The organism is Streptomyces sp. NPDC052721 (assembly GCF_040678315.1).
Taxonomy (GTDB): Bacteria; Actinomycetota; Actinomycetes; order Streptomycetales; family Streptomycetaceae; genus Streptomyces.
Genome location: NZ_JBFATL010000007.1, coordinates 78,281 through 102,998, shown reverse-complemented (window position 1 = coordinate 102,998; position 24,718 = coordinate 78,281). Strand labels below are relative to the sequence as shown.

Genomic DNA, 24,718 nt, shown 5'->3' with positions numbered 1-24,718 from the left:
GCCGAGCACTCAGTCGAAGCACCGCCGGACCAGGGCCAGACCCTCACCGGTCGTGCTCCGGGTGATCTCGTGGGTCTTCAGCCGGGAGGGGCTGTCGTCGACGATCGCCGCCGCGGTCCGGTGCTCCTCGGGCACGTCGACGCGGCCTCGCCGGAAGAGGTCCTCTAGGTACGAGGTGGCGACCTGCTCGGGGTCGGCGGGCCGCACCGAGCCGCCCGCGGGGTCGGAGCTGGCGATGCCGAAGCGTCGTTCCTGCGCGGGGGCGGACAGGGTGAGGGGCTGGGTGATGCCGTACATCGCCCCGTGGACCGTGACGGCCGTCAGACCCTCCTCCTCACTGCCGCCCGGCGTCGCCTCCGCCATGCCGGCGCCTCGGCGAGCCACCTCCGGCTCGGTGATGGCCGTGGCGGCCTCCAGGGAGAGGATGCCGTGGCGGACGAACGCCGAACGCAGGGTCGGGCCGTATTTGCCGCCGTTGCGGCGCTGGTCCGCCGCGATCATGTGACCCGCGACCTGCGCGTAGTACGCGGACACCACGGGCGCGGCCACGACGGCGTCCACCAGCAGCTGTCCCGCGATCTCGGCCGCCCTGGCCAGGCCGGCCTGGTCCTGCAGGTCCTGCTGGCGGAAGGTCCCGGCGACGATCTTCAGGAACGCGCCGCTGAACACTCGGGAGAACGAGTGCGGCTCGCTGGACAGCGTGTTCGCGGGCCCGCTGGGCGGCAGATGGACCGGGTCGCGGTAGAAGAAGTTGTTCGCCATGTTGCGCAGGCAGTCCGGGTCGACCGCGTTCGGGTGGCCCTGCCGGATCGCGGCGCCCAGTTGCTCGGCCATCCTCGACACCCGCGAGGACAGCTCCAGGTCGCTCTGTGTCTCGGCCAGTACCGCGATCCGCAGCGGTTCCAGTCGGAGTGAGGTCAGCAGTGCGCTGATGTCGCCGAAGGCTTCGTGCAGGGCGGCTGTCTCCGCGCTCGCGGCGTTGAACAGCTGGGGGCGCAGGGCGTCGAGGATCGCGTGCCCCGTCTCGTGCGCGACGACCTCGGGACTCTCGCAGGCGGCGACGGTGACCCCTGCCACCGTGCTGCGGAAGAAGAACAGGCCCTTGCGGTCGTAGAAGGCGTTGAGGTCGACTCCCGCGTTGAGGTGCGCGGTGAGGGCGCGGCCGACCGTCGGGTGCCACTGGGTTCCGGAGGGAACCAGCGGCCCCCAGGTCTGGGCGGCCCGGCTGAGGGCATCGGCCGCCACCCAGTAGCGGAACGCCTCGGTGCCCGGCCCGGCACCGTCCGGTTGCGGCGCGGCGTCCGCGATGGCCGTCGGGAAGGGCTGCGTGTCGAGTTGGGGAACGGGGTGCGGTACGGGCATGTTGACCCGGGGAGGAAAACCGGGGTCGTCCTCGTAGACCAGCACCGTCGGGATGGTCGCTGTCTGTTGCTGCACCGTCATGGTGGCTCCCTGAGAGGGGAGAGGTTGCAGATGATGGAAGTTGACGGGGAAACTTTCGCCAAGAGCCCGTCGTGTTCAGTACGAGGCCGCGGCAGCCCGGCGTCAATTCGAACAAGGCGGGTGGGTCCCTCCGGTCGGTGGGCCGTGGCGGCCGAACAGGCGGTTGTCCACGGCCCATGGCCGGTGCGTACTGCCACGGGACCGGGCGAATGACCTGACGGCCGGACGGGTGACGGTGCGAGCCTGACCCGCGTACGGCGCCCGTCAGGCCGGCCGGCGCCGGGCCGGCCCATCGGGAGGGCAGCCTCCTCTGTCAGCACCGTGCCGTGCCCCTCGTACGGCCCTACGCTGGACGCATGGGTGTGGGCAGCCGCTTCCACCTCGACCAGGACGGCCACTCCGTCACAGTCCAGCCGGCACGTGCCTCCGGCCCGGTCGAGGTGCTGGTCGACGGGAAGGTCGTCGGCCGGGGAACGGTACCGAAGGCGGGTACCACCGTGCTGCGCGCCGAATTCCCAGGAGACCCGCCGCGCCCCCTGATCATCAGACTGGGAGAGATGGGCGGGGTGGTCCTGTGCGAGATGGAGGTCGACCGGGCTCGCTACCTCATGCCGCGGGTCCCGCTGCTACCGGAGAGGCCGCCCCCCTGGCAGCCCCCGCCACACCCCTTCCTGCACGTGGCCAAGTCGCTGCGCAGGGCCGTACTCCGAGCCGTGCGCCGGTGTCCTTTCCGCGGGCACTGACTTCCAGCCAGCCCGTGCCAGGACGTCCCGTGGCTCGCCGGTCCGCGTCACTTCACCGGGCAAGTGTTCTCTTGGTGTCAGCTGAAGTAGACGTCGCTGAGGTCGATCGAGACCATGACCTGCTCCAGGATGGGACAGCCGTGGGCGTCGCGGCGGTATGCCCGGCGCTTCGTGGGCAGCACGATGCCGTCCGCATCCACGCAGTCGTGGACGTACTGCGCGGCCGGGAATCCGCCCGCCACGTCGACGTGGTAGTCCTTCGCCGTGGGCATGATGATCGGCGCGCCCGTGATGTCCATGGCGACCCAGCGCCTGCCGCGTCGTTCGGCCCTGGTCGCCGCGCTGCTGGTCTTCGCCGCGGGTCACGTCGTCGGCGCGCTCAGCTCGAACCTGACCCTCGCGCTCATCGGCCGGTTCGCCGCCGCGCTCGGCAACGGCACCTTCTGGGCCGTGGGCGCGGTGGTGGCGACCGCTGCCGCGGGACCGGCCGCCAGCACCCGCGCCATGGGCGTGATGGTCGGCGGCATCACCCTCGCCGACATCGTCGGTGTCCCGCTCGGTACGGCGGCCGGCCAGCTGTCCGGCTGGCAGGCCCCCTTCTGGATGCTCGCCGCTCTCGCCGTGGTGGCCGCCGGGCGTGGTGGCCTGCCGGCTGCCCGCCGACACCACCCGCGGCGACACCTCCCTACGCGCCGAGACGGCCGCGCTCAAGCATCCCCGCTTGTGGCTGGTCTACCTGGCCATCGCGCTCACCCAGGCCGGCATCATGGCCGCCTACAGCTACGTCGCCCCGCTGCCGGCCGACCGACGTCCGTGGTCAGTGACGCTCACGCGCTGCCCGCCACACCGGGAGCGGCGCCGGAGGGGAGAGATGCAGCGACGCGCCGAGTCCCTGCCGCAGGAGCGGGACCACGAGTTCCTGCACGGGCGGTTCGGGTCAGTCGCCGGAGGGAAGGTCGGCGAGGGCGTCGCCGACCAGCGGCACCAATGCCGTCTCGCCCCTTGCCGGCGCCGCGGCGGGCCACACCCCGTCAGGGCCCCCGGACCGGGAGGACGGTCGGTGCGGCCGGGTCCCCCCGGGGGAGTCCGGTCGCGCCGGACAACCGGGGGGTGCCGCCGTCGAACGGATAGGTGAGGGGAGGTGTGGTAAGTCTCCACGCCGCAACCGGAACGCCCCGGGAAGAGCAGCACCCTCTCGTCCCAGGTCGTATTCCCGGTACTGAGCGCGGTTGCGATGCGCGGGTCGATGGCGTCCCGGATCTCCGCCCGCACTGCGTTCGCGGGCCGCCCCAGCGCTCACGGGTCCTTGCGGCCGAGCATGTCACGCCGGTAGGCGGCAGTGCAGAAGAAGGTCAGTTGCCGAGATCTCTGCCGACCTCACGGTCGGCGGCGACACGTCGCCGTCGGCGGCCGTCGGCTGCGGCCCGTGTCCAGTCCTGTCCGAACACTCCACGCGACACCCGTCCCCTCATGCCCTGCCCGGCCCTACGGCCTTCCCCTGCCGAACGCACGCGCTCGTGTCTGATCGCGCGCCTATGCCCCCGACTGCCCCGGAACCGCCGCCCGACTCCACGGACGTCCCCTCTGCCCTCGATCGGGTGACAGTTTCTCTCCTCCCACCGGCGTTGCCCGCCCGGATGCCGAACCGGCAGACGCACGGCACCTCCTGAGCCCGGTCTCTCCCGGCCGGGTGGGAAGCCGCCGGGACGGTGTGATGGACGCACGGGTGCACTCGGCGGAACCGGGGGAACAAGTCCGACATCGGATGGGAGGTTGTCGTGGGTAGTGGAGACCTGGAGCTGGGTGAGCTTCTGGCCGCCGCGGAGGCCGCGCCACCCGGGGAGTCCGTCGGCGTGATCGCGGACGACTTGCGCAAGCGCTTCGGGGCCGAGCGTGTGTCGTTCCTGTTCGCCGATCTCCTGGGGCAGCGGCTGCTGCGCCTGACCGCGTCCGCCGAGGGCGGCGCGCCGGACCGTGCTACGCGGATCGACTTGCAAGGGAGCGTGTACGACACGGTCCTGCGCAGCCAACGCCAGCATGTGGAGCCGGACGGCCAGGGCCGGCAGCGCGTGATCTCGCCGGTGACCAATCGCGGCGACTGCATCGGTGTGCTGGAGGTGACGCTGCCGTACGCCGACGGCAACGTGCTCGCACAGGTCGGCGACGCGGCCCACGCTCTGGCTTACGTCATCGTCACGGACCGTCGCTTCACCGATCTGTACCAGACGGGCCGGCGCACCACCCGGACCAGCCTCGCCGCCGAGATCCAGCACCAGCTGCTTCCCTCGGCGTCTTGCTGCGAGGCCCCGCAGTTCACCCTCGCCGCCGGACTGGTCCCGGCCGACGACATCGGCGGCGACACCTACGACTACACCCTCGATCGCGACACCCTCCACCTGTCCATCACCGATGCCATGGGCCACGACACGGACTCCGCCCTGCTGGCCACGTTGCTCATGGGCGCCCTGCGCGGCGCCCGCCGCAGTGGCTGCGACGCGCTCCAGCAGGCCCATCGTGCCCACGAGGCCCTGCTGACCCACAATCGCGGGTTGGCCACGGGCCAACTGCTGTGTATCCGCCTCGAAACGGGCGCCTGCGAACTGGTCAACGCGGGGCATCCCTGGCCTTTGCGCCTACGCAAGGGCGCTGCCGATGTCGAGGAGGTCAAACTCGCCGTCAACCTGCCGTTCGGCGTGGCCGCGCCCACTTCCTACCGACTCCAGGAACTCCGGTTGTGCCCCGGCGACCGCCTGATCCTGCTCACTGACGGCATGCAGGAACGCGGTGCCGCAGCCGCCGACCTGGCCTCTCTGGTGCGCGACACCCGCGCCTCGCATCCCAGGGAGGCCGTCCGCACCCTGACGACCGCGGTATCGGACGCCTGCCAGGGCAACCTCAAGGACGACGCCACCGTGCTCATCCTTGACTGGCACGGTCCCCGGAGATGACCTCGTCACCTGCGGGCGGCGGTCACGCCAGCCCAGAGGAGCCCGCGGTACGGACAGTGACCTGATGACCATGATCCGCCGTCCGTCGTCCGCCGTCCGCCCGCTGTCCCTTCGCTGGGCCAGCTGCTGGAAGACCGCCCTGAACGCCTTCGGCATCACCTTCGACGGCCGGCTTTCCGCAGCCCGTCAGCAACCGTCAGCCTCCCTTGTTGCACCGTTCGATTGACAGACCCCCTCAACATCGGCGCCGCGGCGGGCACGGTCAGCGGGGCGGTGGCAGGTCGGGGAGGGCCGTGACCTTTTTGCTGTGGTCTGCCGCCAGGCGCACCAGGCGCTTGTACTCCGCTTGGGTGAGGGCGACGTCGGATGTGTGGATCTCACCGTGGTAGGCGCCACTGTTCGGCCCATTGGCGGGAACCGAGGGACCCGTGGCGGTGCACGCCATGTTGGTCGACTGGCCCGGCTTGATCAGTACGGTGCCCGAGCAGTCCGGGCCGACAGTCACCGGCGTTCCGTCCCGGTCGATGACCCACGCGTAGTTCACCTGGACGGCCTTGGACGCTTCGGGAGCCGTGGAGGAGCCGAGGTACGTGACGGTCACCCGAGCGGTGAAGGTACAGGCTGTCGGGGCACAGTCGCCCTTGTAGTCGCGCAGGATCTGGGTGGTCACGTCGATCTGGTCGTTGACCGCTTCGCGCGTCATGGTCAACTTCGACTGGAAGTCACCGGAGAACTCGTTGATCGCTTTCCGTGACATCGCCTTGATGTCGATCACGAGCGTTCCGCCGGGAAAGCTGACGCGGTCGACGAACCGTGCACCACCCTGCGACCTCTTGCCCAGGCATATGGTCATGCCGTCGGCGTGGAGGGGGGTGCAGGTGTGATCGCCCACGGTGACGGGATCTCCGACGGTGATCTTCTCGTCGGGGGTGTGTTCGAGCAGCAGGGTTTTCGCCAGCGCCGGAGGCGCCAGAGCTGTGGCGAGGTCTTTGCCGAAGAACACACCCGGTGCCACCAGTCGCGGGTGTTCCGCGAGCACCTTGGACTTCTTGTCCATGCCGATCGACTGCCAGGCCTCTGTCTTTCCCCGCAGGAACGACTTGCCGTCGACGGCCACGTAGTCGAGTGCGGGACCGTCCGCCATGGCCAACGTGCCGAGTGCGTCGCCGGGGTTGTCCACGACCAGGTCCAGTCGGGCGTTGCCCTGCTCCTTGACCTTGATGGTGCCCGTGTAGTGGAGGGCCGGTGCACCGCGGAGCAGGGCCGCGGAGCGGGTCAGTTCGTCACGTATGGATGACTTGGAGTCTTCCGGGCTGGTATCGCCGGGTTTGATGATCCACACGAGCACGGCGGCGGCGACGATGAGGAGGGCGACCAGCGCGATGAGCGCCGCACGCCGGCGCGAGCGCTGCCGTACGGGTGGCTGCTTGCCAGTGTTCCCCGGGCCGTCGTTCTCCTCGCCTGCGGCAGGAGGTGGCGGGTTCTCCGGCGGGACGGACCGAGCGGTGTCATCAGTCATTTTCCCTCACTCCGATGTCCCGCTGCGCGGGGTGAGGCAGGTGACGGGAATGATCGTGGGATACGTGTACGACTTCTCCACCACGACCTTGCCGTCGATGGTGATGCGGCAGGTGGTGGTGCCTTTCCCCGCGATGTCCGCGCGGTCGGGAATGGCCCCGGTCTCACAGGAGTCACCCCCGGTCGCCCGTCCGATGCAGCCGGTCCCGTTGGCCGACAACTGAATCCACGGGTCCTTGCCATGCACGGTGAGAGTGACCTTCCACGGCGACGCCGCCGACAGATGCCCCTTGCCCTTCTCGCCGATCGTGGTCATGCCTTCCGGCCCGGAAGCCATACCGAAGTAGTTGATCGCTATCGGTCTGCCGTAATCGGAGGTGGCCTCCAGCACGACGGTGTGGTGCTCGGCCGGCTTCTTGTCCTTGGCGCTGTCGCTTTTGTGGCTGCCGCATGCGGTCAGCGCGAGCGCTCCGCCCAGCATGACGACGGCGACTGGTCCGGCGACTCCCCTTAATCGTCGCCAAGGCCCCCGAGCGATATTCACTTTGGCGTTCCCCATGGCGTGACAGTAGCGGCGGTCATCACAGGGCTGCCACTCGTCTGCCGTGCAACTCGGCGGTCGATCGCAGAACGTTCACGGGGCCTTCACGTAGGTTTGCGTCGGATCGCACCCGTTTCGGCGAGCCAATAGATCATCGCGTCCGCCGAGTCGACGGCGTCCTGGTGCGCGGCCGTAGCGGCCTGGGCGGTCGCGGAGCTCGGCTGTGAGGTGAGGTTCCGGCACGCGGTGGCGAACTGCTGGTAGCGGGTCAACACGCGTGACCACATCTGTTGTCCGGTCGGGTCGGGCACGGTGAAGTACGCGTCGGCTCGCTTCGTCGCCCGGGCCAGCCCACCGCAGGTGCTGTCCAACTTGCCCATCGCCGTGGTGAACTCCGCGTCGGAGGTGGAGTTCACCACAGCCTCGAACGCGGTGGTGTAGGCACGCTCCGCCGCGGAGAGCGCGTTGATGTGGTCCAGGCCCCCGACCGCTGCCCACGCCTTGCCCTGGAGCCGCACCATCGACGCCGAGGGAGCCGACGTGGACTGATCCAGCATCAGTTCCGGCGGCCGGGAGGACCGAGCGGCTGGGCCGACTGCCTGGACGGTGAGTACCGAGGTGGCGACCCCGGCCGCGACGACCGCGACGGCCGCCACGCGGGCACCGCGCTGCCACACCTGGTGAAGCGGCCGTTCTGCGGTGGACCGCGCTGTCGGGTGCTGCGCGGTTCGTCCGGGCCGTCGCACGAGCAACCCGGCGCCACGGCCTGCGAAGGCGGCCAGACCCGCTACCCACGTTCCCAGGGCCAGTGCGTAGGCCAGTTCGATCCTCACCAGGGGCCATGCCACCACGTTCGGCCACCATCTGCACATGTTGGTCATGGTGTTGAGCGGCCCGAGGCAGCCGTCCGTCCTCATCAGGAGGTAGGTGCCGCCCGCACCCAACAGTGCGGTGATACCCGCCGTGACCATCCCGGCCAGCAGCCATGCCGAGTCCGTCACCGCAGCGACGACGGCGGCCGTCAGAGCCATCGCACCGCAGATCACGAGGACGGGCCACATCAGGTGCACGAGCTGGAACGGGCCCGTCATGCGCACGGCCGCCGGATCCGGCGTGTGCATGTGGGCCAGCGCCACGGCCAGCCCGGCCCAGCAGACGAGCCCGCCAGCCAGTCCGGCGGCCAGGAGCCGGCCCGGCCCGGACGGGTTCGGGGCGAGCGGCGCGACCGTCTCCGGCAGCGCTCCGGTGAGCCACTTCGGGCGGCGGGTCGGCGGGCGGGTCGCCAGCGCGAGCAGCGGGAGCATCCAGAGCAGCACCCCTGCCCACCACAGGCTCTTGGCGGAGGCGTCGGTGCCGGGAAGGACGCTCACCACCGCAACGACTTCCAGCAGCGGGCCGATGTGCGCGGGTGGCAGCCCGGGCATACCGTACGAGCCCAGGAGTCCGGCCGTCGTGAACGGCCACCCGTCGGTCAGGACCTCGCCCAAGAACCACCACCAGTACAGCACGGAGGCGAGCGCGAGCGAGGGTGCCGCCAGGCCGACGAGCATGGCCGGGCGCAGCGAGCGCCCGTGCCAGGACCTGAGCCACCACTCGGCGTTCTGCGCGGTCCACGTCATCACCAGTACCAGCGCGGCCACGAGGACCAGAAGTGCCTCCGGATGCGCCGGCAGCCAGTGGTTCCCCGCAGCTCGGGGACCGGTCAACTCGCCCATCACGATGCCGGAGCCGAGCCACAGGCCGACGGGCCATCCCGACGGGGTCGGCCGTCCGGTGAGGAGGGCGTACAGCACGGCACGCCACAGTGCGACGCCGCCGATGCCCACGACCAGTCCCGCGACGAGCACCGCTTTGGCCGGAAGGACGCTGTACGGCAGACGCTCGAGGTGCCAGACGAGGATGTCGGCCGCGAGGCCGGTGAGAAACAGGGGCAGTGCCTCCAGCGCGAACAGCGCCTTCGGGTCGGTCAGCGACCTTTGGCGCAGTGCCCATGACGGGTGCGTGTGCCAGAGCTCGACGAACCTGGTGAACAGTCTCGGCCACACCCCGGAGCGATGCGGGGCGGGGACCTCCCAGGGCTCCCGGCTCGCGCCCCAGCGCGTCGCCATCAGGTCGGCGTAGATCTCACGGTTGCGCAGGATCCCCGCGCGCGTGAGGTAGACCGCCACTACGATCAGGCCGCCGAGGACCCGGTCGTGCGTGTTGAACGGGGCGAACTGGCCCCGGTCGTCCGGGGTGCCGGTGAAGAAGAGGATGTCCAGGCCCGCCGCCGCCCAGGGAAGCAGGACCAGTACGAGGAACACCCGCCCCAGGGCGATGGTGAAGTAGGTGACACCGATGTCCCTGTTGCGCAGGTGCGCGAGCTCGTGCAGCACCACGGCGCGGAACCGGTCGCGATGCGTGTCGCTCGTGACGACCAGGCCGACGTCCAGGCAGACCGTGGGCCTGCGCCAGCGGCCGAACGCGACGGCGCCGGCCGTGTGCGCGGCCGGGTCGACGACGAAACGGGGCGGGCGGGTGAGTCCGGCGATGCCCACCAGTTCGTCGAGCAGCGGTCGCAGCCCGCCGTGCACGTCCATCGCGTCCAGAGGAAAGATTTTGGAGCGCCGTGTCCTCCACACCGGCAGAAGCCAGTACACCGCGACGGCCGTAGCGATCGCCACCGCTCCCACGCCGAGCGACACCCCGGTGAAGTCCTGGCTGTACTGCGCCGTGCACTCCTCCAGCGCGGACGCGTTCCGGGTGTACTGGACGTAGCTCGCGTTCATGGACACACCAGGATCGATACCTGCCGCCAGCCAGCAAGCCGCCTCCTTGTCGGCCGTTTCCGACGACGCGAGCAGATGCCAGACGGTCCCGGGGACCATGCTCGCACCGGCTGCCGCCAACAGCAGCAGGAGCAGTACGAAACGCAGTGTCGTACCCGCCGCGAGGACCCGCTCGTCGAGCGGGGCCGAGGCGGGCCGTTCCCCCGCCTCGGAAGCGGCATCCGCGGGTAAGCCGGCCATCACGCCTCGCCGTCGCCCGCACCGGCCGGATGGGACGGGCTGTCCGAACCGGTCACCTCCGGCCCGGAATCCTCCGGCTGCCCGGCCAGCGCCAGCCTGGCCACCACCGCGTCGGCGATCGTCGACGCGCGCTCCTCTTCCAGGCCGCGCTGCGCGGCGGTCTTCAGTACCGACTCCCGTACCTGGGCCAGCTGTTCACGGGTCAGCGGCGGAACCGTCACGGCTTCGGCCGGCCTGCGGAAGAGCTTGCGCAGCGCGGATGCCGCCCTGCTGACCCCGCTGTCCACCGCGGTACCCACGATCCGCTGAGCGGCCTGGTCCAGCGCCAGCCACACCACCGGAGTCACCAGCGCGGCGACTTCGCCGAGGCCGAAGCCCAGAGTGTCGCGCCGCCGGCCCCGGCCGCCCAGCCGCCGTACGGCCGTGCCGTCGTCGAACCCGGCCAACCCCGCCACCAGCGGCAGTTCCTCCGGGGCCACCTCGACCACCACGTCACGGACCACGTCGCGTACTCGCGTCCCGTCCGCCGCGACCGTCCGGCCGCCGGACCGAGCTGCTTGGAAACCCATGACACCCCCGCGATCAGTTCCGGTGCGCCCAGATCGGCCACCGCACCGGCTATCACCCTGACCGAACGGGACCCCACGGGGCAAGACCCGGCAGCGTCGCCCCGCCAAGGGACTCATACGATCCGCAGGGTCCAGCTCCAGCGGTGCACCCCCGGTGTGACGAGGTAGGTGGGGAAGGTGTCGGGGCCGCAGGAGGCCGTACCGAGGCCCCGGTGTGCGGCGTCGATGTGGACCACACAGCCGGTCCGCGGTGTGAGTTCGTCGTGGTGCGCGGCGGCGGTGAGGTCCTCGGCGCGGTAGCGGGTGACGGAGACCTGGCGGGGCTCGTCCAGCTCGACCGCGAGTCCGGTGGCGTCGGGCGACGACAGCGTGAACCGCCGTACGCCGTGCCGGCCGCCGCTTTCCTGGGGGCGCAGGTACGGGGTGAACAGGTCGTCGACGGGCAGTGCGTGGTGGCCGACCGGTGCCCCGGCGGCCCGGTCCGGATACGACTCCCAGGGACCCTGTCCGAACCACTCCAGCAGACCGAGCCCGGCCACCGTCTCGAAGACCGAGCCGATCCGGGCGACGTCGTGGAACTCCTCGGGCAGCTCGGCCGACTCGTCGACCCGGACGCCGCCTTCGACAGGCGTGAATTCCTGCCGGTGCCGCACCACTCCGAGGGTGCAGGCGTATGCGGACTCCACGGTCACCCGTTCGCCGTCCCGGTGTACGGAGACGACCTTGCGCACCATCTGGTCCAGGCCCCAGGCGCGCCAGCGCATCGCCATCCCGCCCAGCTCGTCGTTGTCGGTGGGCGCCCGCCACAGCGACAGCGTCGGAGCGGTGGTCAGCAGCGGGTGGCGCAGCAGGCCCTCGGCGTCCACTTCGACGGGCGGCCCGGCCACGACCGGCTGCTTCGGCGCGTCCGCCGCCCGCAACCGGATCTGGGGCGCGCACACCTCCGTACCGGCCGGTGCCCACGCCTGGTCCTCGGCCGTCGTCACGCGCAGCGTCAGCCACGCCTCGCCGCCGTCGGCCGGCACCGCGAACGGCAGCGATACGGTCGCGGTCTCACCCGGCCGCAGATCGGGCAGTTCGGCCGGGCCGGTCAGGGTACGGCCGTCGGCCAGCGCCAGCTCCCAGGTGCCGGTCAGCCAGTCCAGGCCGCGGAAGTGCTGATGGTTGGCGAGGACGATGCCCTCGTGCCTGAGGGTTCGGATGCGGACCGGCGCCGCGATCTCCCGGTGCTCGTACATCGCGGGCTTGGGGGTGCGGTCGGGGAAGACGATCCCGTCCGCGACGAACGCCCCGTCGTGCAGGGTCTCGCCGAAGTCACCGCCGTACGCCCAGCGGTGGCCGGGTGCGGCGACACCGTTGTCGTACAGTCCGGCGCCGGCGCGCCCGGCCGGCCTGCCGTCGCTCAGGCGCTGGAGAATTCCGTGGTCCCAGAACTCCCAGATGAACCCGCCCTGGAGGCCCGGAGTGGACTCGATGGCGGCCCAGTGGTCGGCCAGCGTGCCGTTGCTGTTGCCCATCGCGTGCGAGTACTCGCACTGGATGAGGGGCTTGGTCTGCTGCCCGGACAGCGCGTGTGCCAGGCAGTCCTCCAGCGGCGCGTACATGGGGCAGGCGATGTCGGATGCCACGTCCGGGTCGGCCCAGCCGCGCTTGGCGGCGCCCTCGTACTGGATCGGCCGGGTGGGATCGTGCCGGCGCACCCAGCCCGCCGCCGCGTCGTGGTTGGCGCCGTAGTCGGATTCGTTGCCCAGCGACCAGACGATGATCGAGGGGTGGTTCCTGTCGCGCAGCACCATGCGCGCGACGCGATCCACGAAGGCGTTCAGGTAGCGCGGGTCGTCGGCGATCTCGTGGGCGTGGTCGTGGGACTCGATGTCGGCCTCGTCGACGACGTAGAAGCCCAGCTCGTCGGCGAGGTCGTACAGCGACGGGTCGTTGGGGTAGTGCGACGTGCGGATCGCGTTGAAGCCGAACCGCTTCAGCAGCACCAGGTCCGCGCGCATGTCGTCGTACGACACCGTCCGCCCCGTCAGTGGATGGAAGTCGTGCCGGTTGACGCCGCGGATGAAGACCCGCTCGCCGTTGACCAGCAGGTCCCGGCCGACGATGTCGACGTCCCGGAAGCCGATGCGCTGGTACGAGGAGTCGGCGACCGTGCCGTCCGAGCGGTGCAGCCGTACGGTCAGTCCGTACAGCTCGGGCTGCTCCGCGTTCCAGGTGCGCACCTCGGGCACGACGGCGTGGATACGGGCCTCGCCCAGGAAGTCGGAGACCCGCTCGTCCTCGGCGTTGAGCCGGTCGAACTCGGTGTCCTGGGCGAGGAGGTCCCCGTCCAGATCACCGGTGACGTACCAGCCCACGGGCAGCGTCCGGTCGCCCGCCGCGTTGCGCACCAGGCAGTCCACGCGCAGGTCGCCGTCCTGGCGTGCCCGTACGGTCACGTCCGCGAGGTGCAGGGGGTCGGTCGTGTACAGCAGCACGGAACGGGTGATCCCGCCGTGCCACCACTGGTCCTGGTCCTCGATGTGCGTGGCGTCGGACCACTTGACCACCGTCAGCCGTACGACCGACGGCTCACCGGGGCGTACGACGTCGGTCAGGTCGAACTCGGCGGCCAGGTGGGAGTCCTTGGAGATCCCGACGGGCCGTCCGTCGACGTGCACCAGCAGCACGCTCTCGGCGGCCCCGACCTGCAGGACGATCCGGCGGCCGGCCCAGTCGGCGGGGACGTCCACGTGTCGTTCGTACACACCGGTGGGATTGGCCGCGGGCGACTGTGGAGGGAATTCCGCGTACGGCATACGGACATTCGTGTACTGCGGCAGGTCGTCGGTGTCCTGCATCGTCCACGCGCCCGGAACGCGTGCCGTCGACCATGTGCCGTGGACCGTCGCCTCCGGCGTCGGCAGCAGCTGGAAGCGCCAGTCGCCGTCCAGGGAGAGGGCGCCGGAGCGCCGGTCGACGGCGTTCATGGGCAGCCGCCCCCAGGAGGTCACCTCGGGTGCCTGCCAGGGGCGGAGTGCCAGAAGCGGGTCCGTCAACGGATGGCTCCCTTGCCGAGGTCGCCGATGATCTGCTTGGCGCCGATCGCGAAGACGATCAGCAGGGGGATGAGGGCGAGGAGTGCGCCGGTCACGACTACTCCGTAGTCGGTGGTGCCGTGCGTGCCGTTGAGCTGGGACAGGGCCACCTGGAGAGTGACGTTGCGGGGGTCGGTGAGGGCGATCAGGGGCCAGGCGTAGTCGTTCCACTGGCCCATGAAGGTGAAGATGCCGAGGAAGGCCAGGCCGGGCCGGACCACCGGCAGGGCCACGTGCCAGTACTGGCGCAGGAAGTTGGCGCCGTCGATGCGGGAGGCGTCGAGCAGCTCGTCGTGGATGGCGCCCTTCATGTACTGGCGCATCCAGAAGATGCCGAACGCGTTGGCCGCGGCGGGCACGATCAGCGAGGTCATCGTGCCGATCCAGCCCAGCTTCGCCATGATCACGAACTGCGGGATGGCGGACAGCTGCGCCGGCACCATGAAGATGACCATCAGCACCGCGAACAGCACGTTCTTCCCGGGGAACTCGAACTTGGCGAAGACGAAGGCCGCCAGCGAGTCGAAGAAGAGGACCAGGAAGGTCACCGAGCCCGCCACCAGCAGCGAGTTCCACATCGAACCGAAGAAGGCGACGCTGTGGAAGAGGTTGCGGACGTTCTGCAGGAAGTGCGAGCCCGGCAGCAGCTTCGGCGGATAGGCGAAGATCTCCGACGACGCGTGCGTCGACATGATGACGGCCCAGTAGAACGGGAAGGCCGACAGCAGCAGACCGACGATGAGTACGGCGTGCAGCGCGATGCCCCGGGTGAGGGTTCCCTGTATGCGCTTGGGCCTGCGGGTTCCTTGAATGGATGCCATGGTGATCGGCCTTCCTAGTCTTCGCCCCGACGCTGCACCAGGCGCCAGTTGATGATCGAGAAGAGGATGACGACGAGGAAGACGCCCCACGCCACGGCGGCTCCGTAGCCGAAGTCGTTGTTGTCGAAGGTCTGCTGGAAGAAGTAGAGGACCATCGTGCGGCCCGCGTGGCCGGGACCACCGGAGAACGTCGACTCGTTGGCGGTGTTCTGCAGCAGCACCTGCGGTTCGGAGAAGCTCTGCAGGCCGGTGACCGTGGATACGACGAGCACGAACAGCAGCACCGGCCGCAGCATCGGCAGCGTGATCCGGAAGAAGGTCTGCACGGGACCGGCGCCGTCCATGCGGGCCGCCTCGTACAGCTCGCTCGGGACGGTCTGGAGGCCGGCCAGGAAGATGATCGCGTTGTAGCCGGTCCACTGCCAGGTCATCAGCGTGGCGATGGCGATCTTGATGCCCCACGGCGTGTTCAGCCACGCCACCTGATCGAGGCCGACCGCCTGCAAGAGGGCGTTCACCAGGCCGAAGTTGGTCGAGAAGACCGAGCCGAAGACGATCGCGATGGCCACCACCGAGGTGACGTTCGGCAGGAAGTAGGCGAAGCGGTAGACGTTCTTGAAGCGGACCGCCGAGTTGAGCATCACGGCCGTCACCATCGCCAGGAAGATCATGGGGAAGGTGGCCAGCGCCCAGATGACGATGGTGTTTCCGACCGACTGCCAGAAGTCGCTGTCGCTCAGCAGGTACTGGTACTGCGACAGACCCGCCCACTCCATCGAGCCGAGGCCGTCCCAGCGGTGCAGGGAGACGTAGAGCGAGAAGCCGACGGGGATCAGGCCGAAGCAGAGGAAGAGGAGGTAGAAGGGGGAGATCGCGGCGTAGAGGTGCCAGTACGTGCGCAGACCCCTGCGGGGGCGGCCGGTCGGGAGGCTTTCCACGGTCCGCGTGGGCTTTTCGAGTGTGGTGGCCATCAGTAGCTCACCCCCAGGTGCTTGGCGATCCGGCGGCACTTGCTCATGGCGTCACTCCAGGCCTTCTTCGGGTCCTTGCCGAGGACGCCGACGTTCTTGATCTCGTCGAGGATGGGCTGCGAGAGCGCCACGTCGTACGGGCTGTTGTAGGCGACCACGATCTTCTGCGCGGCGGGGCCGAAGACGTCGGTGGTGACCTGACCGCCGAAGAAGGGGTCCGGCTCCCGCAGTTGGCCCATGCCGTACGTGGCGGGGGTGGAGGGGAACAGACCCGCGTCGACGTACCCCTGGGCCTGGTTGGCGGCGTTCAGGATCCAGGTGATGACCTGGAACGCCTGCTCGGGCTCCCGGCACGCCTTGGTGATCGACAGGAACGATCCGCCGCTGTTGGAGGGCCGGACCGGCATCTGCGCCACGCGCCACTTGCCCTTGGTCTTCGGCACCCCGCTCTTGAGGTCGTACGTCGCCCAGGAGGCGCCGAGCTGGCTGGGCAGCTTGCCGTCCTGCACGGCCGACAGCTGGTCCGGTGTGCCGGTGACCAGGTCGGACACGATCTTCCGCTGCTTGGCCTCCACGGCCAGCGCCCAGGCGTCGCGCACATGTGCCTGGTCGCCGATGAAGTGCCGGTCCTTGTCCACGTACCGCTTGCTGCCCTGCTGCACCACGTTGGTGAAGACGGACGTGATGTCGGTGAGCAGACAGGCCCCCGGGATCCTCTTCCTCAGTTGCTCGCCGGCCGCGAAGAACTTCTCCCAGGTGTTCAGCTGCTGGGAGACGTCGTCGGGTTCGTAGGGCAGCCCCGCCTTCTGGAAGACGGTGTACTGGTAGAAGTGCGCGACCGGCCCGCAGTCGATCGGAAACCCGACCATCGTGCCGTCGTCGGCGAGACCCTGCTCCCACTTCCAGGACAGGTACTGGCTCTTGTACTTGTCGGCGCCCAAGGTCCTCAAATCGACGAACTGGTCGGCGTTGGGCAGGTAGGACGCCATGTCCTCGCCCTTGAGGCCCGCGATGTCGGGGATGTGGGCCCGGCCGGTCATGGTGGTGAGCAGTTTCGGCCGGTAGTAGCCGCCGATCTTGATGGCCTGCAGATCGACGTTCGCGTCGTAGCGGGCCTTCGCCTTCTGGAGGACTGTGTCGCTGAGCCCGCCGTCCCAGTACCACAGGACCATGTTCCGGCCGGTGGAACCGGTCGGAACGGCACAGCCGGACGCCAGGCCGCCGAGCGCCGTGGCGGCCGTACCGGCCAGGCCCGCGCGCAGCAGGCCTCTACGTGAGAGCCGCACAGCTCCCACCGCCTTTCGGATCTTTTCGTGACTTCGCATGAGCGTGGGGGTGGGGTCAGTGCTGCCGTGCGGGGGGAGTGACGGGCGCGTACCGCACCGGTGGTCCGGGGTCGGCCGGCAGCCGGTCCGCGAGGAAGCCGTAGGCGCGCCTCAGGTCGGGGTCGGCCGGCGAGCAGCGCCACCAGCGGTCGACGCCGTACCAGCCGGGGGCGGCGAGTGCGCCCCCGTGGTGCTGGACGGACAGCCCGGCGGCGAGGACGGCGAACCGCAGCCGTTCCGCCAGCGGCCAGCCGCCCAGCGAGGCGGCGACGAAGCTCGCCCCGAAGACGTCCCCGGCGCCCGTCGCGTCGAGGACGTCCACGTCGAGGGCCGGTACCTCCGCGTACTCGCCGGTCGTCTGGTCGACGGCCACCGCACCCTGACCGCCGCGCGTCACCACCGCCACCGGAACCAGCTCCGCGAGGGCGCGCAGCGCGGCGGCCGCGGTGTCGGTACGGGTGTAGGCCATGGCCTCGTGCTCGTTGGGGAGGAAGGCGTGGCACAGCGCGAGCTGGTCGAGGAGGTCGCGGGACCACCGCTGGGTGGGGTCCCAGCCGACGTCCGCGTAGATGTGGGTGCCGTTCGCGGCCGCCTTGGCGATCCACTCGCGGGGCTCGGCCTCGAGGTGCACCAGGGCCGTGCGCGCCTGCGGCGGGTCGCCCATCAGCGCGTCCTGCGAGTACGGCGGCTCCTGGCCGTGGGTGACCAGGGCGCGGTCGCCGCCGTGTGCGAGGGCGACGGTGACCGGGGTCGGCCAGCCGTCCGCGATGCGGGAGAGCGAGAGGTCGACGTCCTCCTGGTCGCGCAGGACGTCCCGGCAGTGCGCGCCGTAGAAGTCGTCGCCGAAGACCGTGGCCAGCGAGGTGCGCAGACCGAACCGGGACGCGGCCACCGCGAGGTTCGCGATGCCGCCGGGGCCGCAGCCCATGCCGGCCGTCCAGATCTCCTCGCCCGGGGTCGGCGGCTTCGCGAGCCCCGTGAGGACGAGGTCGTAGAAGAGCAGCCCGGTCAGCAGCACATCGGGCCTGTCGTCGTCCACACGCCACCCTCTCGTCAGAACTCGTCAATTTCGATGACCGGAATCGTGCGCTGCCCGTCGAGATTGGTCAATAGTCGAGCAGAAGTGAGCATGGATTTGATTGAAGATGAAGAGTAGTGTTCACGGTGTGCTGGCAGAACGACGACATCAACTGATCCTGCGGGCCCTGCGCTCGGGTGGTCCCGCCGCCGTGACCGATCTCTCCGAGCAGCTCGGCGTGAGCCCCGCCACGATCCGGCGCGACCTGGTCAAGCTGGAGGAGGACGGGCTGCTCACGCGGGTGCACGGCGGCGCGGTCGTGGAGGAGGGCGACCAGCCCTTCGCCGAGGTCGCCGGGGTGCGCGTGGCCGAGAAGGACGCCATAGCGGAGCGTGCCGCGGCCATGGTCGCCGACGGCCAGTCGGTGCTGCTCGACATCGGCACCACCGCCTACCGGCTGGCCCGCCACTTGCACGGCCGCCGCCTCACGGTCATCACCAGCAACCTGGTGGTCTATGAGGAACTCGCCGACGACGAGGGCATCGAACTGGTGCTGCTCGGCGGCATGGTCCGGCGCGAGTACCGGTCCCTGGTCGGCTTCCTCACCGAGGACAACCTGCGCCAGCTGCACGCCGACTGGCTGTTCCTGGGCACCAGCGGGGTCCGTCCGGGCGGACAGGTGATGGACACGACGGTCGTGGAGGTGCCGGTCAAGCGGGCCATGATCAACGCGAGCGACAAGGTCGTGCTGCTCGCCGATGCGGCCAAGTTCCCGGGTACGGGCATGGCGAAGGTATGCGGTCCCGAGCACCTGGACATGGTGGTGACCAACGCTCCGGTCGACCCGGCGACCCGGTCCTCCCTGGAGGAGGCCGGCGTCGAGGTGGTCATGACAGGAGCAGGAAAGGTACGGACGTGAAACTGACGATCCTGGGCGGCGGCGGATTCCGGGTGCCGCTGGTGTACGGGGCACTGCTGACGGACCGCGGCGAAGGGCGGGTGACCGAGGTCGTTCTGCACGACCTCGACGACAGCCGACTGCAGGCGGTCGCCCGTGTGCTGGCTGAACAGGCGTCGACCGTGGACGACGCCCCGACCGTAACCGTCAGCACGTCCCTGGACGAGGCCCTGCGCGGTGCCGACTTCGTCTTCTCCGCGATCCGCGTCGGCGGCCTGGAGGGCCGCGCGAACGACGAGCGGGTCGCGCTGGACGAAGGCGTCCTCGGCCAGGAGACGGTCGGCGCGGGCGGTATCGCATACGGTCTGCGGACGGTCCCCGTCGCCGTCGACATCGCCCAGCGGGTGGCCCGCCTCGCCCCCGACGCCTGGGTCATCAACTTCACCAACCCCGCCGGCCTGGTCACCGAGGCCATGTCACGCCACCTCGGAGACCGCGTCATCGGCATCTGCGACTCCCCGGTCGGACTCGGCCGCCGCATCGCCCGCGTCCTCGGTGCCGACCCGCAGGAGGCCTGGATCGACTACGTCGGCCTCAACCACCTCGGCTGGGTGCGCGGCCTGTGCGTCGCGGGCCGGGACGAACTCCCACGCCTGCTCGCCGACCCCGGCCTGCTCGGCTCCTTCGAGGAGGGCAAGCTCTTCGGCACCGACTGGCTGCGGTCCCTCGGCGCGATCCCCAACGAATACCTGCACTACTACTACTTCAACCGCGAGGCCGTCCGCGCCTACCAGCAGGCCAAAAAGACCCGCGGCGCCTTCCTGCGCGACCAGCAGGCGCACTTCTACCAGCAGGTCAGGGACCCGGACATGAAGGCCCTGGACGTCTGGAACCGCACCCGCGCCGAGCGCGAGGCGACCTACATGGCCGAGAACCGCGAGACCGCGGGCGCAGGCGAACGCGACGCCGACGACCTCTCCGGCGGCTACGAGAAGGTCGCCCTCGCCCTGATGCGCGCCATCGCCCGCGACGAGCGCACCACCCTGATCCTCAACGTCCGCAACCGCGGCACCCTGTCGGTGCTCGACGGTGAGGCCGTCATCGAGGTGCCCTGCTTCGTGGACGCCAACGGCGCCCATCCGGTCGCCGTCGACCCGCTGCCCGACCACGCCACCGGCCTCGTCTGCGCGGTGAAGGCCGTCGAGCGCGAGGTGCTGGCGGCCGCCGAGTCCGGCTCCCGCGCGACGGCCGTGAAGGCGTTCGCGCTGCACCCGCTGGTCGACTCGGTCAACGTCGCCCGCCGGCTGGTCGAAGGCTACACCGCGGTCCATCCCGGCCTGGCCTACCTCACCTAGCCGACCGCTCAGCAAGCGCTTTCCAGCCCTCTTCTGGAGACCTCCATGCACGACGAACGCCGCCGGATCGAGGAGCGCGTAGAGCGCCTCCACAACCAGCGCATCAAGCCCGCGATCCACGCGGCCACCGTCCCCTTCGAGGTGGCGGCCTGGCAGGCCCCCGGGGAGCCGGTGCCCTTCGAGGAAGCCGCGACCGCCCCGTACGAGCCGTTCGCCATGAACACCCCGTGGGGCCCGCCCTGGGGCACCACCTGGTTCCGGCTGCACGGCCGGGTGCCCGCCGAGTTCGCGGGTCGCCGCGTCGAGGCCGTCATCGACCTCGGCTTCGTGGGCGACTGGCCCGGCAACCAGGCCGAGGCCCTGGTCCACCTCACCGACGGGACCCCGCTGAAGGCGGTCAACCCGCTCAACCAGTACGTGCCGATCGCCAACCCGGCGACCGGCGGCGAGGTCATCGACTACCTGCTCGAGGCCGCCTCCAACCCCGACATCCTCGCAGGCGACTTCGCGGCCCCGACCCCGCTCGGCGACGTCCTGACGGCAGGCGACGAGCCGCTCTACACCTTCAAGCGCGCCGACATCGCCGTCCTCGACGAAGAGGTCTGGCACCTCGACCTGGACCTGCAGGTGCTCCGAGAGCTGATGCTGGAGCTGGGCGAGCACGACCCGCGCCGGCACGAGATCACGCACGCCCTCGACCACGCGATGGACCTGCTCGACCTGGACGACGTCTCCGGCTCGGCGCCCGCCGTCCGCGAGGCCCTGAAGCCGGTGCTGTCGAAGCCGGCGCACGCGAGCGCCCACCGCATCTCCGGCGTGGGCCACGCGCACATCGACTCGGCCTGGCTGTGGCCGATCCGCGAGACCAAGCGCAAGACGTCCCGGACCTTCTCCAACGTGACATCGCTGGCGGACGAGTACGAGGAGTTCGTCTTCGCCTGCTCGCAGGCCCAGCAGTACGAGTGGGTGCGCGACAACTACCCGCGCGTGTGGGCCCGCATCCAGGAGTCGGTCAAGAAGGGCCAGTGGGCGCCGGTCGGCGGCATGTGGGTGGAGGCCGACGGCAACCTGCCCGGCGGCGAGGCCGTCGCCCGCCAGTTCGTGCACGGCAAGCGGTTCTTCATCGAGCACTTCGGCGTGGAGACCAAGGGCGTCTGGCTGCCCGACTCCTTCGGCTACAACGCGGCCTACCCGCAGCTCGCCAAGCTGGCCGGCAACGAGTGGTTCCTCACCCAGAAGATCTCCTGGAACCAGACCAACAAGTTCCCCCACCACACCTTCTGGTGGGAGGGCATCGACGGCACCCGCATCTTCACCCACTTCCCGCCGGTCGACACCTACAACGCCTGCTTCAGCGGCGAGGAGATGTCCCGCGCGGTCCGCAACTACGCCGAGAAGGGCGCCGCGACCCGGTCGCTGGCCCCGTTCGGCTGGGGCGACGGCGGTGGCGGGCCCACCCGCGAGATCATGGAGCGCGCCCGGCGCCTGAAGAACCTGGAGGGCTCCCCGCGGGTCGAGGTCGAGCACCCGGATGCGTTCTTCGCCAAGGCCCGTGCCGAGTACGAGGACGCGCCGGTCTGGGTCGGCGAACTCTACCTGGAGCTGCACCGCGCCACCTACACCTCCCAGGCTCGCACCAAGCAGGGCAACCGGCGCAGCGAACACAAGCTGCGCGAGGCCGAGTTGTGGGCCACGACGGCCGCCCTGCACGCACCCGGCTACCGGTACCCGCACGAGAAGCTCGACCGGCTCTGGAAGACCGTCCTGCTCCACCAGTTCCACGACATCCTGCCGGGCTCCTCGATCGCCTGGGTGCACCGCGAGGCCGAGGCCGAATACGCGCGTGTCGCCGAGGAACTGGAGGCGCTGACCGCCGAGGCGATCGCCGCGCTGGGCACCGGCACCGCCCGGGTCTTCAACACCAGCCCCTACGCCCGCGCCGAGGTCGTCCGCGACGGCGCGGGTGCGCCGGTGTACGTCGAGGTCCCGGCGAGCGGCAGCGCGCCTCTGACCGGCGGCGCCAAGACTCCGCAGCCGGTGACGGTCGACGGGCGGGTCATCGACAACGGCTTGGTGCGCGTACGGATCGCGGACGACGGCACCCTGTCCTCGGTGTACGACCTGCGGGCGAACCGCGAGGTTCTCGCCGACAAGGGCAACCTCCTGCGCCTGCACACCGACCTCCCGAACTACTGGGACGCCTGGGACGTCGACAAGCACTACAAGAATCGCTACACGGACCTGCTGGACCCCTCGGAGATCACGGTCGTCGAGCAGGACCCGCTCCTCGGCGCGATCCGTGTCAGCCGCTCGTTCGGCAACGGCTCGAAGATCACCCAGACGATCACGCTCCGGGCCGGCAGCCCCCGGATCGACTTCGAGACGGACATCGACTGGCACGAGGCCGAGAAGTTCCTCAAGGCCGGCTTCCCGGTGGACATCCGCGCCCCGCACTCCTCCGCCGAGATCCAGTTCGGCCATGTCCAACGGCCCACCCACACCAACACCAGCTGGGAGGCGGCCCGTTTCGAGGTCTCCGGCCACCGCTGGCTGCACATCGCGGAGCCCGGCTACGGCGTCGCCGTCATCAACGACTCGACGTACGGCCACGACGTCTCCCGCACGGTCCGCGAGGACGGCGGTACGACCACCACCGTCCGCCTCTCCCTGGTCCGCGCCCCGCGCGTCCCGGACCCCGGGGCCGACCAGGGCCGGCACCGCTTCACCTACTCCCTCCTGCCCGGCGCGAGCATCGCGGACGCGGTCGCCGAGGGCTACGCCCTCAACCTGCCGCTGCGGGTCGCCGAGGCGGCGGGCGAGCCGCAGCCCGTCGTCTCGGTGGACGGCGAAGGAGTGACCGTCGAGGCGGTCAAGCTCGCCGACGACTCCTCCGGCGATGTCATCGTCCGCCTCTACGAGTCCCGCGGCGGCCGCGCCCAGGGCGTCCTGCGCACCGGCTTCCCCCTCGCCGCCGCCCAGGTCACCGACCTGCTCGAGCGCCCCCTGGAAGCCGCGGCCACCGACGGCGACACCGTGCCCGTCGAGCTGCGACCCTTCCAGATCCTCACCCTCCGCCTGCGCAGGAGCTGACCCATGGCGATGCAACCCTGGTTCACCGACGCCAAGTTGGGAATCTTCGTGCACTGGGGCATCTACGCCGTCGACGGGGTCCAGGAGTCCTGGTCCTTCTACGACGACATCGTGCCGCACGACCAGTACATGTCCCAGCTGGAGCGCTTCACCGGCGCCCACTACGACCCCGAGGCGTGGGCGGACCTGTTCGCCCGCGCCGGCGCCCGGTACGCCGTCCTGACCAGCCGTCACCACGACGGCGTCGCCCTGTGGGACACGGCGTACGGCGACCTCAACCTCGGCAAGGACTACCTCGGCCCCTACGCCGACGCCCTGCGCGACAAAGGCCTGAAGGTCGGCCTGTACTACTCGCACTCCGACTGGAACCACCCCGACTACGCGAGCACCCGCAAGCCGGGCCGCCCGCCGGAGCTGGAGGACAACCGCTACTCCGAAGTGGCCGCCGAGGACGAGGACCTGGACGCCTGGGAGCGTTTCATCGCCTACCGGGACGGCCAGATACGAGAGCTGGCCTCCCGCTACCGGCCGGACCTGATGTGGTTCGACGGCGAGTGGGACCGCAGCGAGGAGCAGTGGCGCATCCCCGAACTGGCCGCGCTCATCCGCTCGTACGTCCCACACGTCGTCTTCAACGCACGCATGCTCAGCGAAGGCGACTACGCCACCCCCGAACAGGGCGCCCCCGTCGTGCCCCCGGCCGGCCCCTGGGAACTGTGCCTGACGATCAACGACTCGTGGGGCTACCAGCACCACGACCACAACCACAAGTCCCTCGCCCAGCTGATCCGTTACTTCACCGAGACCATCGGCGGCGGCGGCAACCTGCTGCTCGACGTCGGTCCCATGGAGGACGGCACCATCCCGCAGCCGCAGGTCGAGCGCCTGGAAGGGCTGGGGGAGTGGATCCGCAAACACGCGGAGGCGGTGTACGGCACCGTGCGCGGCCTTCCGGCCGGGCACCACTACGGTCCCAGCACCCTCTCTCCCGACCGGCGCACCCTCTACCTCACCGTGTTCGACGCCCCGCGCGCCGAGATCGGCGTCCGGGGCCTGGCCACCAAGGTCAACAGGGTCACCGTCCTCGGCACCGGCACCGAACTACGCCACCGGGTGATCGGCGGACTCCACGAGGCGGTCGGGGTGCTGTGGATCGACCCGCCGGCCGAGTCCGACCTCGACCCGCACGCCACCGTCCTCGCCGTCGAACTGGACGGCGAACTGGAGCTGTACCGAGGGGCCGGCCGGTTCTGACCCCGGTGATGCCTGCCTTCCGGAGGACGACGTACGGGACCGCCGTGAGCTAGTGGGAAGTCGGAGGGCCGCGCCACTCGGGCGCCAGGCCCTCCAACTGCTGCACAGAGGATCAGACATGACCTCAGAACGGCTG

The 24,718-nt window shown here is 70.2% G+C and carries 19 protein-coding genes; 8 read left to right on the top strand and 11 right to left on the bottom strand.

Annotated elements, in window-relative coordinates:
- Positions 1–9: 9 nt before the first annotated feature.
- Positions 10–1,443, bottom strand: coding sequence for a hypothetical protein (locus tag AB0L21_RS09715; protein WP_365701765.1), 1,434 nt, complete (start codon positions 1,441–1,443; stop codon positions 10–12).
- A 356-nt stretch (positions 1,444–1,799) separates the two neighbouring features.
- On the opposite strand from AB0L21_RS09715, the gene AB0L21_RS09710 reads away from it, so the two are divergent.
- Positions 1,800–2,186 (top strand): hypothetical protein, encoded by a 387-nt coding sequence (locus tag AB0L21_RS09710; protein ID WP_365701763.1) that lies wholly within the window; start codon positions 1,800–1,802, stop codon positions 2,184–2,186.
- Between the two features lie 77 nt (positions 2,187–2,263).
- Here the strand turns inward: AB0L21_RS09710 and AB0L21_RS09705 are convergent, their stop codons facing one another.
- Entirely contained in the window at positions 2,264–2,485 is a 222-nt protein-coding gene (locus AB0L21_RS09705; RefSeq protein WP_365783349.1) for a hypothetical protein, read from the bottom strand.
- Between AB0L21_RS09705 and AB0L21_RS09700 the strand changes: the two genes are divergently transcribed.
- The 3 genes from AB0L21_RS09700 to AB0L21_RS09690 all read left to right on the top strand — a co-directional run bounded on the left by AB0L21_RS09700 (position 2,457) and on the right by AB0L21_RS09690 (position 5,360).
- A complete protein-coding gene (locus AB0L21_RS09700; RefSeq protein WP_365783341.1) occupies positions 2,457–3,317 on the top strand; it encodes an MFS transporter in 861 nt (286 codons plus the stop codon). The genes AB0L21_RS09705 and AB0L21_RS09700 overlap by 29 nt on opposite strands.
- A 647-nt stretch (positions 3,318–3,964) precedes the next feature.
- Positions 3,965–5,134 carry a PP2C family protein-serine/threonine phosphatase gene (locus AB0L21_RS09695; RefSeq protein ID WP_365783187.1) on the top strand — a complete coding sequence of 390 codons (1,170 nt, stop codon included), beginning with the start codon at positions 3,965–3,967 and terminating at the stop codon, positions 5,132–5,134.
- 64 nt (positions 5,135–5,198) lie between these two features.
- Entirely contained in the window at positions 5,199–5,360 is a 162-nt protein-coding gene (locus tag AB0L21_RS09690) for a hypothetical protein (RefSeq protein WP_365701759.1), read from the top strand.
- Between the two features lie 36 nt (positions 5,361–5,396).
- Here AB0L21_RS09690 and AB0L21_RS09685 read toward each other — a convergent pair whose 3' ends face one another.
- From AB0L21_RS09685 to AB0L21_RS09645, 9 genes are all read right to left on the bottom strand, one after another.
- Positions 5,397–6,482, bottom strand: a complete 1,086-nt coding sequence (locus AB0L21_RS09685; RefSeq protein WP_365783185.1) for a hypothetical protein — start codon at positions 6,480–6,482, stop codon at positions 5,397–5,399.
- A gap of 177 nt (positions 6,483–6,659) precedes the next feature.
- Positions 6,660–7,211 (bottom strand): hypothetical protein, encoded by a 552-nt coding sequence (locus tag AB0L21_RS09680; protein ID WP_365701755.1) that lies wholly within the window; start codon positions 7,209–7,211, stop codon positions 6,660–6,662.
- Positions 7,212–7,297: 86 nt separating this feature from the next.
- Entirely contained in the window at positions 7,298–10,201 is a 2,904-nt protein-coding gene (locus tag AB0L21_RS09675) for a M48 family metalloprotease (protein ID WP_365783183.1), read from the bottom strand.
- Positions 10,201–10,770, bottom strand: a complete 570-nt coding sequence (locus AB0L21_RS09670; RefSeq protein ID WP_365783181.1) for a hypothetical protein — start codon at positions 10,768–10,770, stop codon at positions 10,201–10,203. Before AB0L21_RS09670 ends, AB0L21_RS09675 begins: the two co-directional genes overlap by 1 nt.
- A 113-nt stretch (positions 10,771–10,883) precedes the next feature.
- Positions 10,884–13,811, bottom strand: a complete 2,928-nt coding sequence (locus AB0L21_RS09665) for a glycoside hydrolase family 2 TIM barrel-domain containing protein (protein WP_365783179.1) — start codon at positions 13,809–13,811, stop codon at positions 10,884–10,886.
- A complete protein-coding gene (locus AB0L21_RS09660; protein ID WP_365783177.1) occupies positions 13,808–14,671 on the bottom strand; it encodes a carbohydrate ABC transporter permease in 864 nt (287 codons plus the stop codon). Before AB0L21_RS09660 ends, AB0L21_RS09665 begins: the two co-directional genes overlap by 4 nt.
- Before the next feature lie 14 nt (positions 14,672–14,685).
- Positions 14,686–15,642, bottom strand: a complete 957-nt coding sequence (locus AB0L21_RS09655; protein ID WP_365783175.1) for a sugar ABC transporter permease — start codon at positions 15,640–15,642, stop codon at positions 14,686–14,688.
- Positions 15,642–16,928, bottom strand: coding sequence for an extracellular solute-binding protein (locus AB0L21_RS09650; protein WP_365701743.1), 1,287 nt, complete (start codon positions 16,926–16,928; stop codon positions 15,642–15,644). The genes AB0L21_RS09655 and AB0L21_RS09650 overlap by 1 nt, the downstream gene beginning before the upstream one ends.
- 55 nt (positions 16,929–16,983) lie before the next feature.
- A complete protein-coding gene (locus tag AB0L21_RS09645; protein ID WP_365783173.1) occupies positions 16,984–18,006 on the bottom strand; it encodes a carbohydrate kinase family protein in 1,023 nt (340 codons plus the stop codon).
- Positions 18,007–18,133: 127 nt separating this feature from the next.
- Between AB0L21_RS09645 and AB0L21_RS09640 the strand changes: the two genes are divergently transcribed.
- The 4 genes from AB0L21_RS09640 to AB0L21_RS09625 are packed head-to-tail and all read left to right on the top strand — an operon-like array spanning position 18,134 to position 24,582.
- Positions 18,134–18,904: a DeoR/GlpR family DNA-binding transcription regulator gene (locus AB0L21_RS09640; RefSeq protein WP_365701988.1), complete on the top strand. Its 771-nt coding sequence runs from the start codon at positions 18,134–18,136 to the stop codon at positions 18,902–18,904.
- A complete protein-coding gene (locus tag AB0L21_RS09635; protein ID WP_365783171.1) occupies positions 18,901–20,238 on the top strand; it encodes a 6-phospho-beta-glucosidase in 1,338 nt (445 codons plus the stop codon). The genes AB0L21_RS09640 and AB0L21_RS09635 overlap by 4 nt, the downstream gene beginning before the upstream one ends.
- 45 nt (positions 20,239–20,283) lie before the next feature.
- Positions 20,284–23,328, top strand: a complete 3,045-nt coding sequence (locus AB0L21_RS09630; protein ID WP_365783169.1) for a glycoside hydrolase family 38 C-terminal domain-containing protein — start codon at positions 20,284–20,286, stop codon at positions 23,326–23,328.
- A 3-nt stretch (positions 23,329–23,331) separates the two neighbouring features.
- A complete protein-coding gene (locus AB0L21_RS09625; RefSeq protein ID WP_365701735.1) occupies positions 23,332–24,582 on the top strand; it encodes an alpha-L-fucosidase in 1,251 nt (416 codons plus the stop codon).
- Positions 24,583–24,718 lie beyond the last annotated feature (136 nt).

Coding starts and splice junctions, on each gene's coding strand:
- AB0L21_RS09705 (WP_365783349.1), bottom strand. CDS start 2,485: ATGGACATCACGGGCGCGCCGATCATCATGCCCACGGCGAAGGACTAC.
- AB0L21_RS09655 (WP_365783175.1), bottom strand. CDS start 15,642: ATGGCCACCACACTCGAAAAGCCCACGCGGACCGTGGAAAGCCTCCCG.
- AB0L21_RS09715 (WP_365701765.1), bottom strand. CDS start 1,443: ATGACGGTGCAGCAACAGACAGCGACCATCCCGACGGTGCTGGTCTAC.
- AB0L21_RS09700 (WP_365783341.1), top strand. CDS start 2,457: ATGATGATCGGCGCGCCCGTGATGTCCATGGCGACCCAGCGCCTGCCG.
- AB0L21_RS09675 (WP_365783183.1), bottom strand. CDS start 10,201: ATGGCCGGCTTACCCGCGGATGCCGCTTCCGAGGCGGGGGAACGGCCC.
- AB0L21_RS09670 (WP_365783181.1), bottom strand. CDS start 10,770: ATGGGTTTCCAAGCAGCTCGGTCCGGCGGCCGGACGGTCGCGGCGGAC.
- AB0L21_RS09625 (WP_365701735.1), top strand. CDS start 23,332: ATGGCGATGCAACCCTGGTTCACCGACGCCAAGTTGGGAATCTTCGTG.
- AB0L21_RS09690 (WP_365701759.1), top strand. CDS start 5,199: ATGACCATGATCCGCCGTCCGTCGTCCGCCGTCCGCCCGCTGTCCCTT.
- AB0L21_RS09660 (WP_365783177.1), bottom strand. CDS start 14,671: ATGGCATCCATTCAAGGAACCCGCAGGCCCAAGCGCATACAGGGAACC.
- AB0L21_RS09710 (WP_365701763.1), top strand. CDS start 1,800: ATGGGTGTGGGCAGCCGCTTCCACCTCGACCAGGACGGCCACTCCGTC.
- AB0L21_RS09630 (WP_365783169.1), top strand. CDS start 20,284: ATGCACGACGAACGCCGCCGGATCGAGGAGCGCGTAGAGCGCCTCCAC.
- AB0L21_RS09680 (WP_365701755.1), bottom strand. CDS start 7,211: ATGGGGAACGCCAAAGTGAATATCGCTCGGGGGCCTTGGCGACGATTA.